The organism is Streptomyces sp. NPDC102259 (genome assembly GCF_044766465.1).
Lineage (GTDB): Bacteria > Actinomycetota > Actinomycetes > Streptomycetales > Streptomycetaceae > Streptomyces.
This window is the reverse complement of record NZ_JBIWMA010000001.1, coordinates 1,011,424-1,027,687: the sequence shown is the minus strand read 5'-3', so window position 1 is coordinate 1,027,687 and position 16,264 is coordinate 1,011,424. Positions and strand designations below refer to the sequence as shown.

13 protein-coding genes are annotated in these 16,264 nt (G+C 71.2%); 4 read left to right on the top strand and 9 right to left on the bottom strand.

Annotated elements, in window-relative coordinates; all coding sequences use genetic code 11:
• A partial coding sequence (locus ACIRPU_RS04530) for a cbb3-type cytochrome c oxidase subunit I (protein WP_403861504.1) occupies nucleotides 1–343 on the bottom strand: 343 nt, incomplete at its 3' end.
• Nucleotides 340–1,299, bottom strand: a complete 960-nt coding sequence (gene coxB / locus ACIRPU_RS04525; RefSeq protein ID WP_403861501.1) for a cytochrome c oxidase subunit II — start codon at nucleotides 1,297–1,299, stop codon at nucleotides 340–342. The genes coxB and ACIRPU_RS04530, both read right to left, overlap by 4 nt.
• A 319-nt stretch (nucleotides 1,300–1,618) precedes the next feature.
• On the opposite strand from coxB, the gene ACIRPU_RS04520 reads away from it, so the two are divergent.
• Complete coding sequence (locus tag ACIRPU_RS04520; protein WP_403861498.1) at nucleotides 1,619–3,001, top strand: cysteine desulfurase/sulfurtransferase TusA family protein; 1,383 nt, start codon at nucleotides 1,619–1,621, stop codon at nucleotides 2,999–3,001.
• Nucleotide 3,002: 1 nt separating this feature from the next.
• On the opposite strand, the gene ACIRPU_RS04515 is transcribed toward ACIRPU_RS04520, so the two are convergent.
• The gene (locus ACIRPU_RS04515; RefSeq protein ID WP_020130005.1) at nucleotides 3,003–3,977 is read right to left on the bottom strand and encodes a carbohydrate kinase family protein; all 975 of its coding nucleotides are present in this window, start codon (nucleotides 3,975–3,977) and stop codon (nucleotides 3,003–3,005) included.
• 130 nt (nucleotides 3,978–4,107) lie between these two features.
• Here ACIRPU_RS04515 and ACIRPU_RS04510 point away from each other — a divergent pair, with 130 nt between their 5' ends.
• Both ACIRPU_RS04510 and ACIRPU_RS04505 read left to right on the top strand, forming a co-directional pair.
• Nucleotides 4,108–4,317: a hypothetical protein gene (locus ACIRPU_RS04510; RefSeq protein ID WP_355703231.1), complete on the top strand. Its 210-nt coding sequence runs from the start codon at nucleotides 4,108–4,110 to the stop codon at nucleotides 4,315–4,317.
• Between the two features lie 129 nt (nucleotides 4,318–4,446).
• Nucleotides 4,447–6,270: a hypothetical protein gene (locus tag ACIRPU_RS04505; RefSeq protein WP_403861494.1), complete on the top strand. Its 1,824-nt coding sequence runs from the start codon at nucleotides 4,447–4,449 to the stop codon at nucleotides 6,268–6,270.
• 100 nt (nucleotides 6,271–6,370) lie between these two features.
• On the opposite strand, the gene ACIRPU_RS04500 is transcribed toward ACIRPU_RS04505, so the two are convergent.
• A complete protein-coding gene (locus tag ACIRPU_RS04500; RefSeq protein WP_351752758.1) occupies nucleotides 6,371–6,727 on the bottom strand; it encodes an iron-sulfur cluster assembly accessory protein in 357 nt (118 codons plus the stop codon).
• A 277-nt stretch (nucleotides 6,728–7,004) separates the two neighbouring features.
• Between ACIRPU_RS04500 and nadA the strand changes: the two genes are divergently transcribed.
• Entirely contained in the window at nucleotides 7,005–8,189 is a 1,185-nt protein-coding gene (gene nadA, locus ACIRPU_RS04495) for a quinolinate synthase NadA (RefSeq protein WP_355703229.1), read from the top strand.
• A 48-nt stretch (nucleotides 8,190–8,237) separates the two neighbouring features.
• On the opposite strand, the gene ACIRPU_RS04490 is transcribed toward nadA, so the two are convergent.
• The 5 genes from ACIRPU_RS04490 to ACIRPU_RS04470 form a co-directional block, all read right to left on the bottom strand.
• Nucleotides 8,238–10,475 carry a PQQ-binding-like beta-propeller repeat protein gene (locus tag ACIRPU_RS04490; protein WP_403861490.1) on the bottom strand — a complete coding sequence of 746 codons (2,238 nt, stop codon included), beginning with the start codon at nucleotides 10,473–10,475 and terminating at the stop codon, nucleotides 8,238–8,240.
• Nucleotides 10,476–10,569: 94 nt separating this feature from the next.
• Complete coding sequence (locus ACIRPU_RS04485; RefSeq protein WP_403861487.1) at nucleotides 10,570–13,674, bottom strand: efflux RND transporter permease subunit; 3,105 nt, start codon at nucleotides 13,672–13,674, stop codon at nucleotides 10,570–10,572.
• Between the two features lie 202 nt (nucleotides 13,675–13,876).
• Entirely contained in the window at nucleotides 13,877–14,560 is a 684-nt protein-coding gene (locus ACIRPU_RS04480; protein WP_403861484.1) for a response regulator, read from the bottom strand.
• A complete protein-coding gene (locus ACIRPU_RS04475; RefSeq protein ID WP_403861481.1) occupies nucleotides 14,557–15,780 on the bottom strand; it encodes a sensor histidine kinase in 1,224 nt (407 codons plus the stop codon). Before ACIRPU_RS04475 ends, ACIRPU_RS04480 begins: the two co-directional genes overlap by 4 nt.
• A 203-nt stretch (nucleotides 15,781–15,983) precedes the next feature.
• Entirely contained in the window at nucleotides 15,984–16,262 is a 279-nt protein-coding gene (locus ACIRPU_RS04470) for a hypothetical protein (RefSeq protein WP_355703225.1), read from the bottom strand.
• Nucleotides 16,263–16,264 lie beyond the last annotated feature (2 nt).

Genomic DNA, 16,264 nt, shown 5'->3' with positions numbered 1-16,264 from the left:
TCTGGAGCGGCATGATCCAGTTCGTGAAGCCGGCGAACAGCGGCGTCGCGAACATCAGCAGCATGATCGTGCCGTGCATCGTGAACGCCTGGTTGAACTGCTCGTTCGACATGATCTGCAAGCCCGGTCGGGCGAGCTCGGCGCGCATGAGGAGCGCCATCACGCCACCGATGCAGAAGAACGCGAACGACGTGACCAGGTACAACGTACCGATGGTCTTGTGGTCCGTGGTCGTCAGCCACTTCACCACGACATTGCCGGGTTGCTTGCGCCTGACCGGCAGCTCGTTCTCGTACGAGTCCTCAGCTGCGGCGGCACCCTGGGGTTCGTTGAGGATGCTCACAGGTTGTTCGTCTCCCGGTTCTTCTCGTGGCTCGTCTGCTCGATGCCCGCGGGAACGTAACCGGTCTGCCCCTTCTTCACGAGGTCCTTGAGGTGCTGCTCGTAGCGCTCCTGGGAGACGACCTTCACGTTGAAGAGCATCCGGGAGTGGTCGACGCCGCAGAGCTCGGCGCACTTGCCCAGGTAGGTGCCCTCCTTGTTGGGGGTCACCTGGAAGGAGTTGGTGTGGCCCGGGATGACGTCCTGCTTCATCAGGAACGGCACCACCCAGAAGGAGTGGATGACGTCACGCGAGGTGAGGACGAACCGGACCGTCTTGCCCTCAGGGAGCCAGAGGGTCGGGCCGGGGTTGTTGGTCTGCGGGTTCCGCTCACCGGGAGTACCGCAGGTGTAGACGCCGCCGGCGTTGTCGGGGAAGTCCGTCTTGAACCGGTCCGGGATCGCGGCCAGGTTCTTGTCGGTCTTCGCGTCCCCGTCGGAACCGTCGACGCTCTCGATGTAGTTGAAGCACCAGCTCCACTGGAAGCCGACCACGTTCACCGTGACATCGGGCCTCTTGTCGAGGCTGAGCAGCTTCGACTCGTCACGGGCTGTGAAGTAGAACAGCACCGAGACGATGATGATCGGAACCACCGTGTACAGCGCCTCGATGGGCATGTTGTACCGGGTCTGCGGAGGAACTTCGACCTTTGTGCGGCTGCGCCGGTGGAAGAAAGCACTCCACAGGATCAGGCCCCACACCAGCACGCCGGTGGCCAGCGCGGCTGCCCAGGAGCCCTGCCACAGGGAGAGGATCCGCGGAGCCTCTTCTGTGACGGGGGTGGGCATACCAAGGCGGGGGAAGTCCTTGTATGTGCAACCGGTGGCGGTCGCCAGGACCAGGCCCGCGGTCATTGCCTGGAGCAGCTTCCGCCGCATCGGGCGCCGCGGCGAGCGGTCGGAGCCGTTGGGACTCACGTAGCGCCTTCCCGAGAGTCTCGCCCGCGCGGTTGGCTGCGGCCTGCCTTCTCGCGGGTCGGTCGCCGCCCTGCGTCGGGCAGGGGTTTGGATGTTTATGCGGACCAAACCCTAGCCGACGCCCTCCGGGGGTTCGCGGGGAGGGTGGCATACGCGCCGCCGGTCACTCCGAAGGGGTGGGGACGGGCGCCTAATAGGTCGTCAATGCGGGTTGTGTGGCGACTCCGGGCCGGTGGGGGCCGCTCCCGCCCCGCGCCGGAGCCGCGTACCGGCACAGTCCCGCGCCCCGGACAGCCGGCCCACGTTCTACCGTTGACCCGTGTCCTACTTCGACGCCGCTTCGGCCGCTCCCCTGCATCCCGTCGCCCGTCAGGCGCTGTTGGCCTCGCTCGACGAGGGGTGGGCCGATCCCGGTCGGCTGTACCGGGAGGGGCGGCGGGCACGGATGCTGCTGGACGCCGCCCGGGAGGCGGCCGCCGATGCGGTGGGTTGCCGACCGGACGAACTGGTCTTCACCTCCTCGGGGACGCGAGCCGTGCACTCCGGGATCGCGGGCGCGCTGGCCGGACGTCGGCGGATCGGACGTCACCTGATCGTGTCAGCCGTCGAACACTCCTCGGTACTCCATTCGGCCGAGGCGTTCGAGGCGGAGGGCGGGACGGTGACCCGGGCGCCGGTCGCCCGGACCGGCGCGGTCACCGTCGAGTCGTACGCCGACGCCCTGCGGCCGGACACCGCGCTCGCCTGTCTCCAGTCGGCCAACCACGAGGTGGGGACCGAGCAGCCGGTGGCCGCCGTGGCCGAGCTGTGCCGGGAGGCGGGAGTGCCGTTGCTGGTGGACGCCACCCAGTCGCTGGGGTGGGGGGCCGTGGAGGGCCCCTGGTCGCTGCTGGCGGCCTCCGCCCACAAGTGGGGCGGGCCGGCCGGTGTCGGTCTGCTCGCGGTGCGCAAGGGGGTGCGGTTCGCCGTCCAAGGGCCGGTGGACGAGCGGGAGTCGGGACGCGCGGCCGGGTTCGAGAACATTCCGGCGATCGTGGCCGCGGCGGCCTCGCTGCGGGCGGTGCGGGCGGAGGCGGCGGCCGAGGCGGTACGGCTGCGGGAGCTGACGGCGCGGATCCGGGCGCGGGTGGGGACCGTCGTACCGGATGTGGAGGTCGTCGGGGATCCGCTGCGCCGGCTGCCGGGGATCGTCACCTTCTCCTGTCTGTACGTCGACGGGGAGGCGCTGCTGCACGAGTTGGACCGGGAGGGGTTCTCCGTCTCCTCCGGGTCGTCCTGCACCAGCAGCACGCTGACGCCCAGCCATGTGCTGAAGGCGATGGGGGTGCTGAGTGAGGGGAACGTGCGGGTCTCGTTGCCGACGGGCGTGGCCGAGGAGGACGTCGAGCGGTTCCTCGCCGTGCTGCCGGGGGCGGTGGCGGGGGTGCGGGAGAAGCTCGGGGCGCCCGCCGCCGCGGCCGACGCCGCCGTACGCGGCGACGTGCTCGTCGTGGACGCGCTGGGCAAGCGCTGTCCGATTCCCGTCATCGAGCTGGCGAAGGTCATCGGGGAGGTGCCGGTCGGGGGCACGGTGCGAGTGCTGTCCGACGACGAGGCGGCCCGCCTGGACATCCCCGCCTGGTGCGAGATGCGGGAGCAGGAGTACGTGGGTGAGGAGCCGGCGGACCGGGGCTCGGCCTATGTGGTCCGCCGACTGTCCTGAGTCACGCCAGGTGCTTGCGGACCTCGGTGGCGGCCTCGTCTCCGTAGGCCTTGGTGAAGCGGTCCATGAAGTGGGCGCGGCGCAGCTGGTACTCCTGGGTGCCGACCGTCTCGATCACGAGGGTGGCGAGCATGCAGCCGATCTGCGCGGCGCGCTCGTGGGAGACGCCCCAGGCCAGGCCGGAGAGGAAGCCGGCGCGGAAGGCGTCGCCGACGCCCGTGGGCTCGACCTTGGCCTCCTCCTCCGGGCAGCCGACCTCGATCGGGTCCTCGCCGGCCCGCTCGATACGGACGCCGCGCGAGCCGAGGGTGGTGACGCGGTGGCCGACCTTGGAGAGGATCTCGGCGTCCGTCCAGCCCGTCTTGGACTCGATGAGGCCCTTCTCGTACTCGTTGGAGAACAGGTACGTCGCGCCCTCCAGCAGTATCCGGATCTCGTCGCCGTTCATCCGGGCGATCTGCTGGGAGAAGTCGGCCGCGAAGGGGATCGACCGGGTACGGCACTCCTCGGTGTGGCGGAGCATCGCCTCCGGGTCGTCGGCGCCGATCAGGACCAGGTCCAGGCCGCCCACCCGGTCGGCGACGGTCTTCAGCTCGATGAGGCGGGCCTCGCTCATCGCGCCGGTGTAGAAGGAGCCGATCTGGTTGTGGTCGGCGTCGGTGGTGCACACGAAGCGGGCCGTGTGCAGGGTCTCGGAGATGCGGACCGACCCGGTGTCGACGCCGTGCCGGTCCAGCCAGGCCCGGTACTCGTCGAAGTCCGCGCCCGCGGCGCCGACCAGGATCGGGTCGGTTCCCAGCTGTCCCATGCCGAAGGCGATGTTCGCGCCCACCCCGCCCCGGCGCACGTCCAGGTTGTCGACCAGGAAGGAGAGCGAGACCGTGTGCAGCTGGTCCGCGACGAGCTGGTCGGCGAAGCGGCCGGGGAACGTCATGAGGTGGTCGGTGGCGATGGAGCCGGTGACTGCGATGCGCACGGCGTGGACTCTCCTGAGGGGAGGGGGATTGACAGTTCACGCTACCCGGTCGACCCGCGCCACTGAAGCAGCCGAAACTACCCGATAGTAGATCTTTCTTCACGGGCTCAGGCGTGCATACGGTTCGGCTATGACGAACCTCAAGGTCCACGCCCCCTCTCCGGCCGACCTCGACGGCGACCTGGCGTCGCTGCGCGGTGACGGCGCCCGGACGGCTCGGCACTGGGCCGCCCCGGAGAAGATCGCTTCCCGTCCGGTCTCCCCGTCACTCATCCTCGGCGTGACCGTTCCGGCCACGTCGGCGCGGCTGCTGGAGGCGATGCCGGACTACGGCAACTAGGGGTAATCCCTCGATTTCCTTCGGAACGGCGTGCGGAAGGGAACCGTGCGCTCCTCCGTCGCGTCCCATCGCCGTCCCCCGTAAAGGGGATGGGGGGTACGCCAGCAGGGCAGCCGAAGGAGCGATGCGGTGAACACCGAGCGACCCGAGAACGACGACGCCGCGCGCGAGCCGGAAGAGACGGGTTCGGAGACGACCGAGGCCGAGGAGGCCGAGGTCCGGGAGGCGCGGGCCGAGACCGAGGAGGCCGAGGTCCCGGAGGCGCGGGCCGCCGAGGACGCGCCCGCCGAGGTCCCCGAGGCGCGGGCCGAGGACGCGCCCGCCGAGGAGTCCGGCGTCCCGGAGAAGGAGGCCGGCCTTCCCGGCGCGCCCGCCGGCTCCGATGCCGAAGCTCCCGCCGTCTCCGGGACCGACGCCTCCGGCGACGCCGACGAGGCGGCCGTCGGGCCCGGCTCCGGTGCGGACGAGCATCTCGTCGGGCCGGTGGCCGAGAACGCGCCCCCGGCCGGCCCGCGGCGCCGCTCCCCCGTCCTCATCGCCTCCGTGGCGGCCGCCGTGCTGCTGGTGGGCGGGGGCGGGGCCTATCTGACCTCCAGTGCGGTCGGCGGCTCCGGTGGGGACGCCGGCTCCGGGTCGCCGTCCGGGGACGGCACGCCCGCGGCGCTGCTCCTGGACGACTACGCCGGGGGTACGGGTACCGGTGCCGATACCCCCGAGGGCGGGACGAGCGGCATCGCGCCCGGTGAGCCGAACCCCTACGGGGTGACCTACAAGGCCGACGGCACCCTTCCCGACGGCCCCGGCTCCGCGCCCGTCTACTGGGCGAAGGGCGAGGTCACGAAGGACGAGGTGGCCCGGCTGGCGAAGGCGCTGGGAGCAGAGGGGACGCCGGTCGTCGACGGGGATGCCTGGAAGGTCGGCGCGGGAAACGACGGTTCGGGCCCGGTGCTGCGGGTGAACCGGCAGGCGCCGGGGATGTGGACGTTCGCCCGGTACGCGCCCGGCACCGACAACTGCACCGCCGGCACCGACAAGTGCACCGTGACACCCTCTGCCGAGTCCGTCGCCCCGGTGAGCGAGGCGGCGGCGAAGAAGGCGGCGGCGCCGGTCCTGAAGGCCGTCGGACAAGGCGGCGCCGAGGTGGACGCGAGCCAGGTCATGGGCAGCCAACGGGTGGTGAACGCCGACCCGGTGTTCGGCGATCTGCCCACCTACGGCTGGACGACCGGGATCAGCGTCAGCGCCCAGGGCGAGGTGGTCGGCGGGAACGGGCAGCTCGAAACGCCGGTGAAGGGCGACACGTACCCGCTGCTGAGCGCGCGGGAGGCGCTGGACGCGTTGAACGCGGCGCCGGGGACGGACCACCGGATGGGCATCGGCGGCTGTGCCAGTCCGGTGCCGCTGAAGGACCGGCTGGAGAGTCCCTGCGGTGCGTCGACGGCCGCTCCCCAGGCGCAGACGGCGACGGTCGAGGACGCGGTGCTCGGACTCGCCCCGCACACCTCGGGCGGACAGCAGGTGCTCGTACCGTCCTGGCTGTTCGACGTGAAGGGCTCGGGGGCCGCGGACGGCTACACGGTGACGCAGCCGGCCGTCGAGCCTGCCTATCTGAAGTCCGCCACGACGCCCTCACCGGCGCCCACGCCGAGCGCCTCCTCGGGCACGCGGGACGTGAAGGTGGACGGCTACACCGCCGAGGGCGACGACCTGGTCGTGAGCTTCACCGGCGGGGTCTGCGGCGACTACGAGGCCACGGCGACCGAGAGCGGTGACGAGGTGAAGGTCACCGTGACCGAGACGCCCTGGAAGGACAAGGTCTGCATCCTGATCGCCAAGGAGTACCACCAGACCGTGCATCTGAACGAGTCGCTGGGCAGCCGGAAGGTCGTCGGGTCGGACGGCGGCGCGATCCCGCTGGAGAAGACGGGCGCGCGGCTGCCGCAGGTCCAGTAGCGCCCGGCGGCAGCGGTTCGCGCGGCGCGAACGCGAAGGCGGCAGCCCCGTTGGAGGGGGCCGCCGCCTTCGCGTTCGTTCAGCGGTGCGAACGGGCGACCTAGCTGAAGGAGTCGCCGCAGGCGCAGGAGCCCGTCGCGTTCGGGTTGTCGATCGTGAAGCCCTGCTTCTCGATGGTGTCGACGAAGTCGATGGAGGCGCCGCCCAGGTACGGGGCGCTCATGCGGTCGGTGACGACCTTGACGCCGTCGAAGTCCTTCAGCACGTCACCGTCGAGCGAACGCTCGTCGAAGAAGAGCTGGTAGCGCAGGCCGGAGCAGCCGCCGGGCTGAACGGCGACGCGCAGTGCCAGGTCCTCGCGGCCTTCCTGGTCGAGCAGGGCCTTGACCTTCGCCGCGGCGGCGTCGGACAGGAGGATGCCGTCGCTGACAGTGGTCTTCTCGTCCGATACGGACATCTACATCTCTCCCGGGTTGTACGGAGACTGCTTGCCGACGTTTCCAACCGTCGGGGCCGCGGATTCATTCCGGGCCGAGGAGTCGTGTTTCCACTTCTTTCCTCTTCTTGCCTTTCATGCTCGCACACGTGCGGTGCGGCGGACAGCGGCCCGCGGAGCGGCGCCGGCCGGGCCGCGGGATTCACGTCACATCGACGCGATGACCATCGTCAAAGTGACATGAAGCGGGTTATGATAGATAACGTCAGATCGACGAAAAGTAGAAAGGGTGCGTGTCGTGACCACCGCCCAGACCACGGAGCTCGACGTACAGCCGACTCCGCTCGCCCTGTTGCTGCTCGGCCGTGAGGCCGACCCGAGGAGCGAGCGGGGCGTCGAGTGCCCCGGCGACCTGCCCTCGCCCTCGGACCCGGACCTGGTCGCGCGGGCCCGCGCCGCCAAGGAGAAGCTCGGTGACAAGGTCTTCGTGCTCGGCCACCACTACCAGCGCGACGAGGTCATCCAGTTCGCCGACGTCACGGGCGACTCCTTCAAGCTGGCCAAGGACGCGGCCGCCCGCCCGGAGGCCGAGTACATCGTGTTCTGCGGTGTGCACTTCATGGCCGAGTCCGCGGACATCCTGACGTCCGATGACCAGAAGGTGGTCCTCCCCGACCTCGCCGCCGGGTGCTCGATGGCCGACATGGCCACCGCCGAGCAGGTAGCCGAGTGCTGGGACGTGCTGACCGAGGCCGGCATAGCCGAGCAGGTCGTGCCCGTCTCGTACATGAACTCGTCCGCGGACATCAAGGCGTTCACGGGCAAGCACGGCGGCACGATCTGCACCTCCTCCAACGCCCAGCGGGCCCTGGAGTGGGCCTTCGAGCAGGGCGAGAAGATCCTTTTCCTGCCCGACCAGCACCTCGGCCGCAACACCGCCGTCCGGGACATGGGCCTGTCCCTGGAGGACTGCGTCCTGTACAACCCGCACAAGCCCAACGGCGGGCTGACCGCCGAGCAGCTGCGCGACGCGAAGATGATCCTGTGGCGGGGCCACTGCTCGGTGCACGGCCGCTTCAGCCTGGAGTCGGTCGAGGACGTCCGCGCCCGGATCCCCGGCGTGAACGTGCTCGTGCACCCCGAGTGCCGGCACGAGGTCGTGGCCGCGGCGGACTACGTCGGCTCGACCGAGTACATCATCAAGGCGCTGGAGGCGGCCCCGGCCGGCTCGAAGTGGGCCATCGGCACGGAGCTGAACCTGGTGCGCCGGCTGGCGAACCGTTTCGCGCCCGAGGGCAAGGAGATCGTCTTCCTCGACAAGACGGTCTGCTTCTGCTCGACGATGAACCGGATCGATCTGCCCCACCTGGTCTGGACCCTGGAGTCCCTCGCCGAGGGCAAGCTGGTCAACCGGATCCAGGTCGACCAGGAGACCGAGACGTTCGCGAAGCTGGCGCTGGAGCGGATGCTGGCGCTGCCGTAGCCGCACCGCCCCGGCTCCCCCGACGTCGCCGGACGCCGTGGGCCCGGTTCACCCCGCCGACGGATCCTGGTCGGGGTGGGCCGGGTCCAGCGTGAAGACCGTCCCGTCGGGGCTGAGCACCACCAGGGCGCCCTCGACGAGGAACACCCGTGCCGTGGCATAGCCGACCCCGACGACCTGCTCGGCCCGCGCGGGCGACTCCCACAGCAGGTCGCCCGTCCCGATGTCGAGGGCGGCGACCCGTCCGGAGGCGCTGGCCGCGAACACCGCCTGCCCCTGCCCGTCGGCGACGGGTGTGCCGGGCTGCTGAAGGGTCGTCGAGGTCTGCCACAGCTGCTCGCCCGTCTCGGGCGAGTGGGCGGTCATCTGGCCGCTGGAGGAGGCGAAGCAGAGCACTCCGCCCACCAGCGCCACCTCGCCGCGCGGGTCGCCCGCCAGCTTCCTCGTGCGTACGGCCCCGGTGCCCGGGTCGATCAGCAGAACCTCGCGGTACGCCGACTCCGCGGAACGCCCGGCGTCCCGCGGGGTGTACATCACGAACGCCAGATCGCCGCCGACGGTGCCGACGTACTCGACGTCGCCGTCCGGCACGCTCACCTTCCGGGTCGAGCCGTCGGCCGGGTCGACGGCGTAGAACACGGTGCGCGACGGGGTACCCGCGTCGGAGCAGCCGGCGTACGGGACGCTGTCGACGTCGTAGAAGCGGCATCCGTAGCTGGACGCGACGGGCAGGGTGGCCGTCCAGCGCTCTCTGCCGTCGCGCAGCTCGCGGGCGGTCACGCGGTAGCCGTCCGCGGTCATCAGCAGATCGCCCACGACCGCGGGGTCGACACGGCCCGTCTGGTTCAACGTGCGCGACCAGATCCGCTTGCCGGTGGCGGAGTCGAGGGCTACGACGGTGCCGGTCGTGTCGTCGCCCGCGCTGTTCACGACCAACTGGGTCATGAGCAGCACGCCCTTGTGCACCCCGAGGAGCGCGCTGCCGTACTTCTCCTGTGTCACGCCCGAGGGCAGGGAGTCGGCCCGCCAGGCGAGCCGGCCCGTCGTCCCGTCGACCCTGACCGGGAGGGTGTCATTGCCGCCGCAGTACAGGGCCCCCTCGCCCATGACGCAGGACAACAAGGTGTTGCTGTCGGAGGCGCCGCTGCCCAGCGGCTTCGCCACCCCGCTGACGGCGGTGCCGTAGACCGACGTCCGCCAGGGCTTCCAGCCGTTGGGCAGGGGGTCCCAGGCCGTGGACTCGGAGCCCGTGCTGTCGGACTGCCCCGACCTCCCGCTGCCGGCGAACGGACCGAGGTCGAGCAGATAGCCGGTGAGGGTCACGGTCAGCAGGCCCGCCACTCCGGCGAGGACCGGCCACCGGCGCAGCCGGGAGCGCCGGCCGGTGCGGGGCGCGGCGACGGCCGGGCCCGGCTCCTCGTCCGCCGCGGGCGCGGGCGGCAGCCGCAGGGTCACCGTCTCCATGTCACCCGCCGCTGGTTCGGGCAGCGCCTCCGCGAACTCCCCGGCCAGCTCCTCGAGTCCGGGCCGGTCGGCGGCCTCCTTGGCCAGACAGCGGGTCAGGATCGCGCGCAGCGGCTCGGCGACCGCGTCCACCGTCGGTTCCTCGTGCATCACCCGCCACGCCGTCAGATACGGGCTGTCGGCGTCGAAGGGACCGCGACCGGTCACGGCGAACACCAGCAGCGCGCCGAGGGAGAAGACGTCCGAGGCGGGGCCGACCGACCGGGCGTCCTTGAACTGCTCCGGGGACATGAACGGCGGGGTGCCGATCGCGTGACCGGTCTCGGTGAGGGTCTGGTTCTCGGCGGCCCGGGAGATGCCGAAGTCGATGACCCGGGGGCCGTCCCCGGCCATCAGGACGTTGGAGGGCTTGAGGTCGCGGTGGACGACCCCGGCCCGGTGGATGTCCCGCAGCGCCTCCACCAGGCCCAGGGCCAGCAGGCGCAGCTCCGCTCCCTTCAGCGGGCCGTTGCTCCGGATCCGGGCGGAGAGCGCGGGTCCGGGCACGTACTGGGTGGCCATCCAGGGCCGTACGGCCTCCGCGTCGGCGTCCACGACCGGGGCGGTGAAGGCGCCGCTCACCTTGCGGACGGCGTCGATCTCCTGCCGGAAGCGGGCCCGGAAGACCTTGTCCTCCGCGTACTGGGCGTGCACCACCTTGACGGCGACCTCACGCCCCGAACGGGACCGGCCCAGGTAGACGACGCCCATGCCACCGGTTCCGATCCGGTCGACGATCCGGTATCCGCCGAGCGCCTTCGGGTCGTCCTTGTGCAGCGGCAACGCCCCGGTCCCCTTCCCCCGTCGAGCAGTGCGAGCAGTGCGAGCTCACAGGATATGTAACCCGTACGGAGGAAGGGGGTTCGGCGCGGCGCTGTCAGACCCCGGCCGGTTCCGGGGTCTTCTCGGGCTGCGCCGGCTGCCGCTTCGCGGCACGCTTCGTCGCCCGGCGCTCCTTGCGGAGCTCGAGCATCGCGTACAGCGTCGGGACGAGCAACAGGGTGAGCAGCGTCGAGGTGATCAGACCGCCGATCACGACCACCGCCAGCGGCTGGGCGATGAATCCGCCCTCGCCGGTGACGCCCAGGGCCATCGGGAGCAGGGCGAAGATGGTCGCCAGCGCCGTCATGAGGATCGGGCGCAGCCGGTGCCGGCCGCCCTCGATCACGGCCTCGACCACGCCGTACCCCTGCGTGCGGTACTGGTTGACGAGGTCGATCAGGACGATCGCGTTGGTCACCACGATGCCGATGAGCATCAGCATGCCGATCATCGCCGGGACGCCCATCGGGGTGCCGGTGACGAGCAGCAGGCCGATCGCGCCGGTCGCCGCGAAGGGGATGGAGACCAGCAGGATCAGCGGCTGGGCCAGCGACCGGAAGGTCGCCACCAGCAGCATGAAGACGATCGCGATCGCCGCGAGCATCGCCAGGGCGAGGTTCTTGAACGCGTCGTCCTGGTCCTGCGAGACCCCGCCGATCTCGGCCGTGGCGCCCGCCGGGAGCTTCAGCGCGTCGAGCTTCGAGGTGAGGTCGGCGCTGACCGCACCGGTGTTGTCGCCGGTCGGCTTCGCGGTGATGGTGGCCGCGCGCCGGCCGTCGATGCGGGTCATCGAGACCGGGCCGTCGACCAGTTCCACGGTGGCGATGTCACCGAGCTTCACCGCGCCCAGGGGCAGGGCCTTGAGCTGGGCGAGCGTCGCGGCGGGCTTCGCCGAGGTGATGACGACATCGCGCTCGGTGTCGTCCAGGACCGCCTTCGCGGCCGTCGTCCCGCGGACCGCCTGGGCGACCGCCGCGCCCAGCGTCTGGTCGTCGAAGCCGGCCGCGGCGGCCTTGGCGTTCGCCCTGACCGAGATGCGCGGCACGCTCTGCGAGAGGTCGCTGGTCACGTCGGTGACGTCGTCGAGGCCGGCCACGGCCCCGCGGACCTGCTCGGCGGCCGTGCGCAGCACATCCGCGTCGGCCGCCTTCACGACCACGCTCAGGTCCTGGCTGCCGAAGCCGTCGCCGGCGGCGACGGTGGTCGTGCCGATGCCGTCGAGCTTCTTCAGCCCGTCCTCGATCCGCTTCTGGACGTCCTTGTACGAGACGGAGTCCTTGAGCATCACCTGGTAGGAGGCCTGGTTGGTGTCGGTGCCGCCGCCGAAGGCCGCCATGAAGCCGGAGGAGCCGATGGTGACCTGATAGTCCTTCACGCCGTCGGTGCCGGCGAGCAGCCGCTCGACCTTCTTGGCCTGGGCGTCGGTCGCGGCCAGGCTCGTGCCCGGCTTCAGCTCCTGCTTGACCGTCAGGACCTGCTGCTCGCCCTGGTCGAAGAAGTTGGTCTTCAGCAGGGGCGCCATGGCGAAGGTGGCGATCAGCACGACTGCCGCGATCGCCACGCTGGTGAGGCGGCGCCGGGTGGCGAAGCGCAGCACGGGGACGTAGAAGCGCTGGAGGCGGCTCTTCGCCTCCTTCTCCTCGGCCGCGCGGCGGGCTTCCTCGGCGTCCTCGGGGGTGCCCTTGGGGGCGCGCAGGAACCAGTACGACAGGACCGGGACGACCGTCAGCGAGACCAGCAGGGAGGCCAGCAGAGCCGCCGTCACGGTGAGGGAGAACGCGCCGAACAGGGCGCCCACCATGCCGCCGACCAGGCCGATCGGCAGGAACACGGCGACCGTGGTGAGGGTGGAGGAGGTGACCGCCCCGGCCACCTCGCGGACGGCCGCGATGATCGCGGACTGCCGCTCCTCGCCGTAGCCGAGGTGGCGCTTGATGTTCTCCAGGACGACGATCGAGTCGTCGACGACCCGGCCGATCGCGATGGTCAGCGCGCCCAGCGTCAGCATGTTCAGCGAGAGGTCCCGCGTCCACAGGACGATCAGCGCCAGCACCACGGAGAGCGGGATGCTGACCGCCGTCACCAGCGTCGAGCGGATCGACGCCAGGAAGACCAGGATGACGAGGACGGCGAAGAGCAGACCGAGCGCGCCCTCCGTGGTCAGGCCCTCGATGGCCTTCGCGACGGCCGGACCGCTGTCGCTGACGACGGTGATCGTCGCGCCCGAGCCGAGGTCCTGGCGCAGGTCGGCCAGCTTGGCGTCGACGGCGTCGGAGATGGCGACCGCGCTGCCGTCGTGGTCCATGGTGACCATGACGGCGAGGCTGGGCCTGCCGTCGGTGCGGGTGAGGGAGTCGGCCGGGGCCTCCTCCTGCCGCACCGCGGCCACGTCACCGAGCCGGACCGGCTTCCGGCCGGCGAGCCCCACGATCCGCAGGTCCTCGATCTGGGCGACGGAGGTGTAGCCGCCGCCGACCCGGACCGTGCGGTTGCTGCCCGCCTCGTCGAAGGAGCCGGCCGGGACGGTCGCGCCGCCCGCCTGGAGCGCCTGGGCGAGGGACTGCGTGCTCAGTCCGGCCTTCGCCAGCTTCGCGTCGTCCGGGGTGACGGAGACCTGGAGATCCCGGACCCCGGTGACGGTGACCTGACCGACGCCGTCGATGTCCCGCAGCGCCGGGACGACGCTCCGGTCGAGCTGATCGGCGAGGGCCTGCTGGTCCTTGTCGGAGGTGACCGCGAGGACGACGGTCGGCATGTCGTCCGTGGAACCGGCGACGACCTGCGGGTCCACGGCGTCGGGGAGCTGGGCGCGGGCCCGGTTGACGGCCTGCTGGACGTCGGCGACGAGCTGCTTGGTGTCGTTGCCGTAGTCGAAGGACGCCACGATCAGGGCGTTGCCCTCGCTCGCCGTGGAGGTGACACCGGTGATGCCGTCGACACCCTCGAGGTTGTCCTCGATCGGCTCGATGACCTGCTTCTCGACGACGTCCGGGGAGGCGCCCTGGTAGGGCGCGAGGACGGAGACCATCGGGAGTTCGATGGTGGGCAGGAGCTGCTGTTTCAGTTGCGGGATCGCGATCGCGCCGAAGGCGATCGCGACGATGGACATGAGGCCTATCAGGGCCCGTTGCGCGAGGCTGAAGCGGGACAGCCAGGACATGGGTACGGGTCTCGTCTCTGTGAGCGGCAGAAGCGGTGCCAGGCGTGGCGGGTGTGGACCACGCGTGACAGGCGTGACACGCGTGACGGGTGTGACACGTGTGGCCTCTTCACCCTGGGCCATGCCGGTACGGCGATCCGTACGCTCCAGGTCTATTTACTTATCCCGCGCATACTCCGGGCGCAGTACGGGTGGGCCGGGCTCACTCCACCCTCGGACGTACCAGCCCCGACTCGTACGCGATCACCACGAGCTGTGCCCGGTCGCGGGCGCCCAGTTTGGCCATGGCCCGGTTGACGTGCGTCTTCACGGTGAGCGGGCTGACCTCGAGGCGTTCGGCGATCTCGTCGTTGGAGTGGCCGCCGGCGACCTGCACGAGGACCTCGCGCTCGCGCACGGTGAGCGCGTCCAGCCGGGCCGAGCGGGCCGGGTCGTGGTCGTCGTCCAGCGCGCCGCCCTGGGCCAGGAAGCGGGCGATCAGGCCCTTGGTGGCGGTCGGCGAGAGCAATGCCTCCCCGCCGGCGGCGACCCGTATCGCGCTCAGCAGCTCCTCCGGCTCACTGCCCTTGCCGAGGAAGCCGGAGGCGCCGGCCCGCAGCGACTGCACCACGTAGTCGTCGACCTCGAAGGTCGTCAGGATGACCACCCTGACGTGCGCGAGAGAGGGATCGGCGCTGATCAGCCGGGTCGCGGCGAGGCCGTCCGTGCCGGGCATGCGGATGTCCATCAGGACGACGTCGGCGCGCTCCTCCCTCGCCAGCCGGACCGCCTCGGCGCCGTCGGACGCCTCGCCGACCACTTCCATGTCGGACTCCGAGTCGACGAGCACGCGGAACGCGCTGCGCAGCAGTGCCTGGTCGTCGGCGAGCAGGACACGGATGGTCATGCGTTCTCCCCCGTGGTGGCCGTGCGGGTCTTGACCGGCAGGATCGCATGGACGCGGAAGCCGCCTCCGTAGCGGGGACCGGTGGTGAGGGTGCCGCGCAGGGCGGTGACGCGCTCGCGCATGCCGAGCAGGCCGTGGCCGCCACCGGCCGCCGGGGGCTCGTCGTCCGCGGGATGCCCGTCGTCGAGGACCGTGACCTCGATGTTCGGTCCCACGCGCACGACGCTGACCTCGGCCTTCGCCTCGGATCCCGCGTGCTTCTGGACGTTGGTGAGGGCTTCCTGGATGACCCGGTAGGCGGCCAGGTCGACGGCGGCCGGGAGCTTGGTCCCGTGGTCGGTGCGGGCCACCTCGACCTGGAGGCCCGCACTGCGGAACGTGCCGGCCAGTTCGTCGAGCCGGTCCAGGCCGGGTGCGGGTTCGGTGGGGGCCTCGGGGTCGCCGGACTGGCGCAGCAGGCCGACGGTGGCCCGCAGTTCGTTGAGCGCGGAGCGGCTGGCATCGCGGACGTGCGCGAGGGCCTCCTTGGCCTGGTCCGGCCTCTTGTCCATGACGTGCGCGGCGACTCCGGCCTGCACGTTGACCAGGGCGATGTGGTGGGCGACGACGTCGTGCAGGTCGCGGGCGATGCGCAGGCGCTCCTCGGCGACCCGGCGGCGGGCCTCCTCCTCCCGGGTGCGTTCCGCGCGCTCCGCGCGGTCCCGGATGGCCTGGACGACGGCCCGGCGGCTGCGGACCGCGTCGCCCGCGGTGGCGCCGATGCCGGTCCAGGCGAGGATCCCCAGGTTCTCCTGGGCGTACCAGGGCAGCGGTCCGGCGAGCATGGCCGCGCCGGTGAGGACCGTCATGGTGAGCAGGCCGGCGCGCAGGGTGGTGGAGCGGTCGGTGCTCGCGGCGACGGTGAAGAGGGCGATCACGGCGGACATGGCGACGGGGGCCCGGGGGTCGCCGGTGACGGACTCGGCCACGGAGGCGGCGCCGGTGAGGGCGAGGACCGTCATGGGGGCGCTGCGGCGGAAGACGAGGGCGACGGCGGAGAGGGTCATCAGCAGCAGGCTGAGCGGGTCCGGGCTGCGGATGCTCCAGCTGACGCTTTGCTCTCCGTGCGGGTCGACGAAGGAGCCGGCCAGCATGCAGAGCAGTACGCCTGCGGCGAGCGTCGCGTCCAGGGCCAGTGGGTGGGCCTTGAGCCGGCACTCGGCCCGGGAAAGGAGGGTCACTTTGTAGTTGCCGTCGCTTTCCTTGCCGTAGCTGGGGGCTGCCGCCCCCAGACCCCGCTATCGGCCCTGAACGGGCCTCGTCCTCAATCGCCGGACGGGCTGAAGTGACCGTGACCGGCACTGACAAGCCGCCGGCCTCAAGCCCCCGCCATCGGCCCAGAACAAAAATGACCGTGATCGGCGCTGCGGGGTCGGCTGAGGTCTCAGCCTGGGATCAGGCCGTCGTCGCTGAGCATGTCCCGGACCTCGTCCAGGCTCGCTTCCGGGGCCGGGAGGATCAGTTCCGACGGTTCCAGGGCGTCGTCCGGCAGGGGCTCGCCGAGGCGGCGGACCGCGTCCAGGAGGGCGCCGAGGGTGCGGTGGAAGCCGTCCTCGTCGCCGCTCTCCATCTCCGCGAGCAGTTCGTCGTCCAGCTTGTTCAGTTCGACGAGATGGGAGTCGGCCAGCGTCCACTGGCCCTCCCCCATGATCCGAACGATCATGT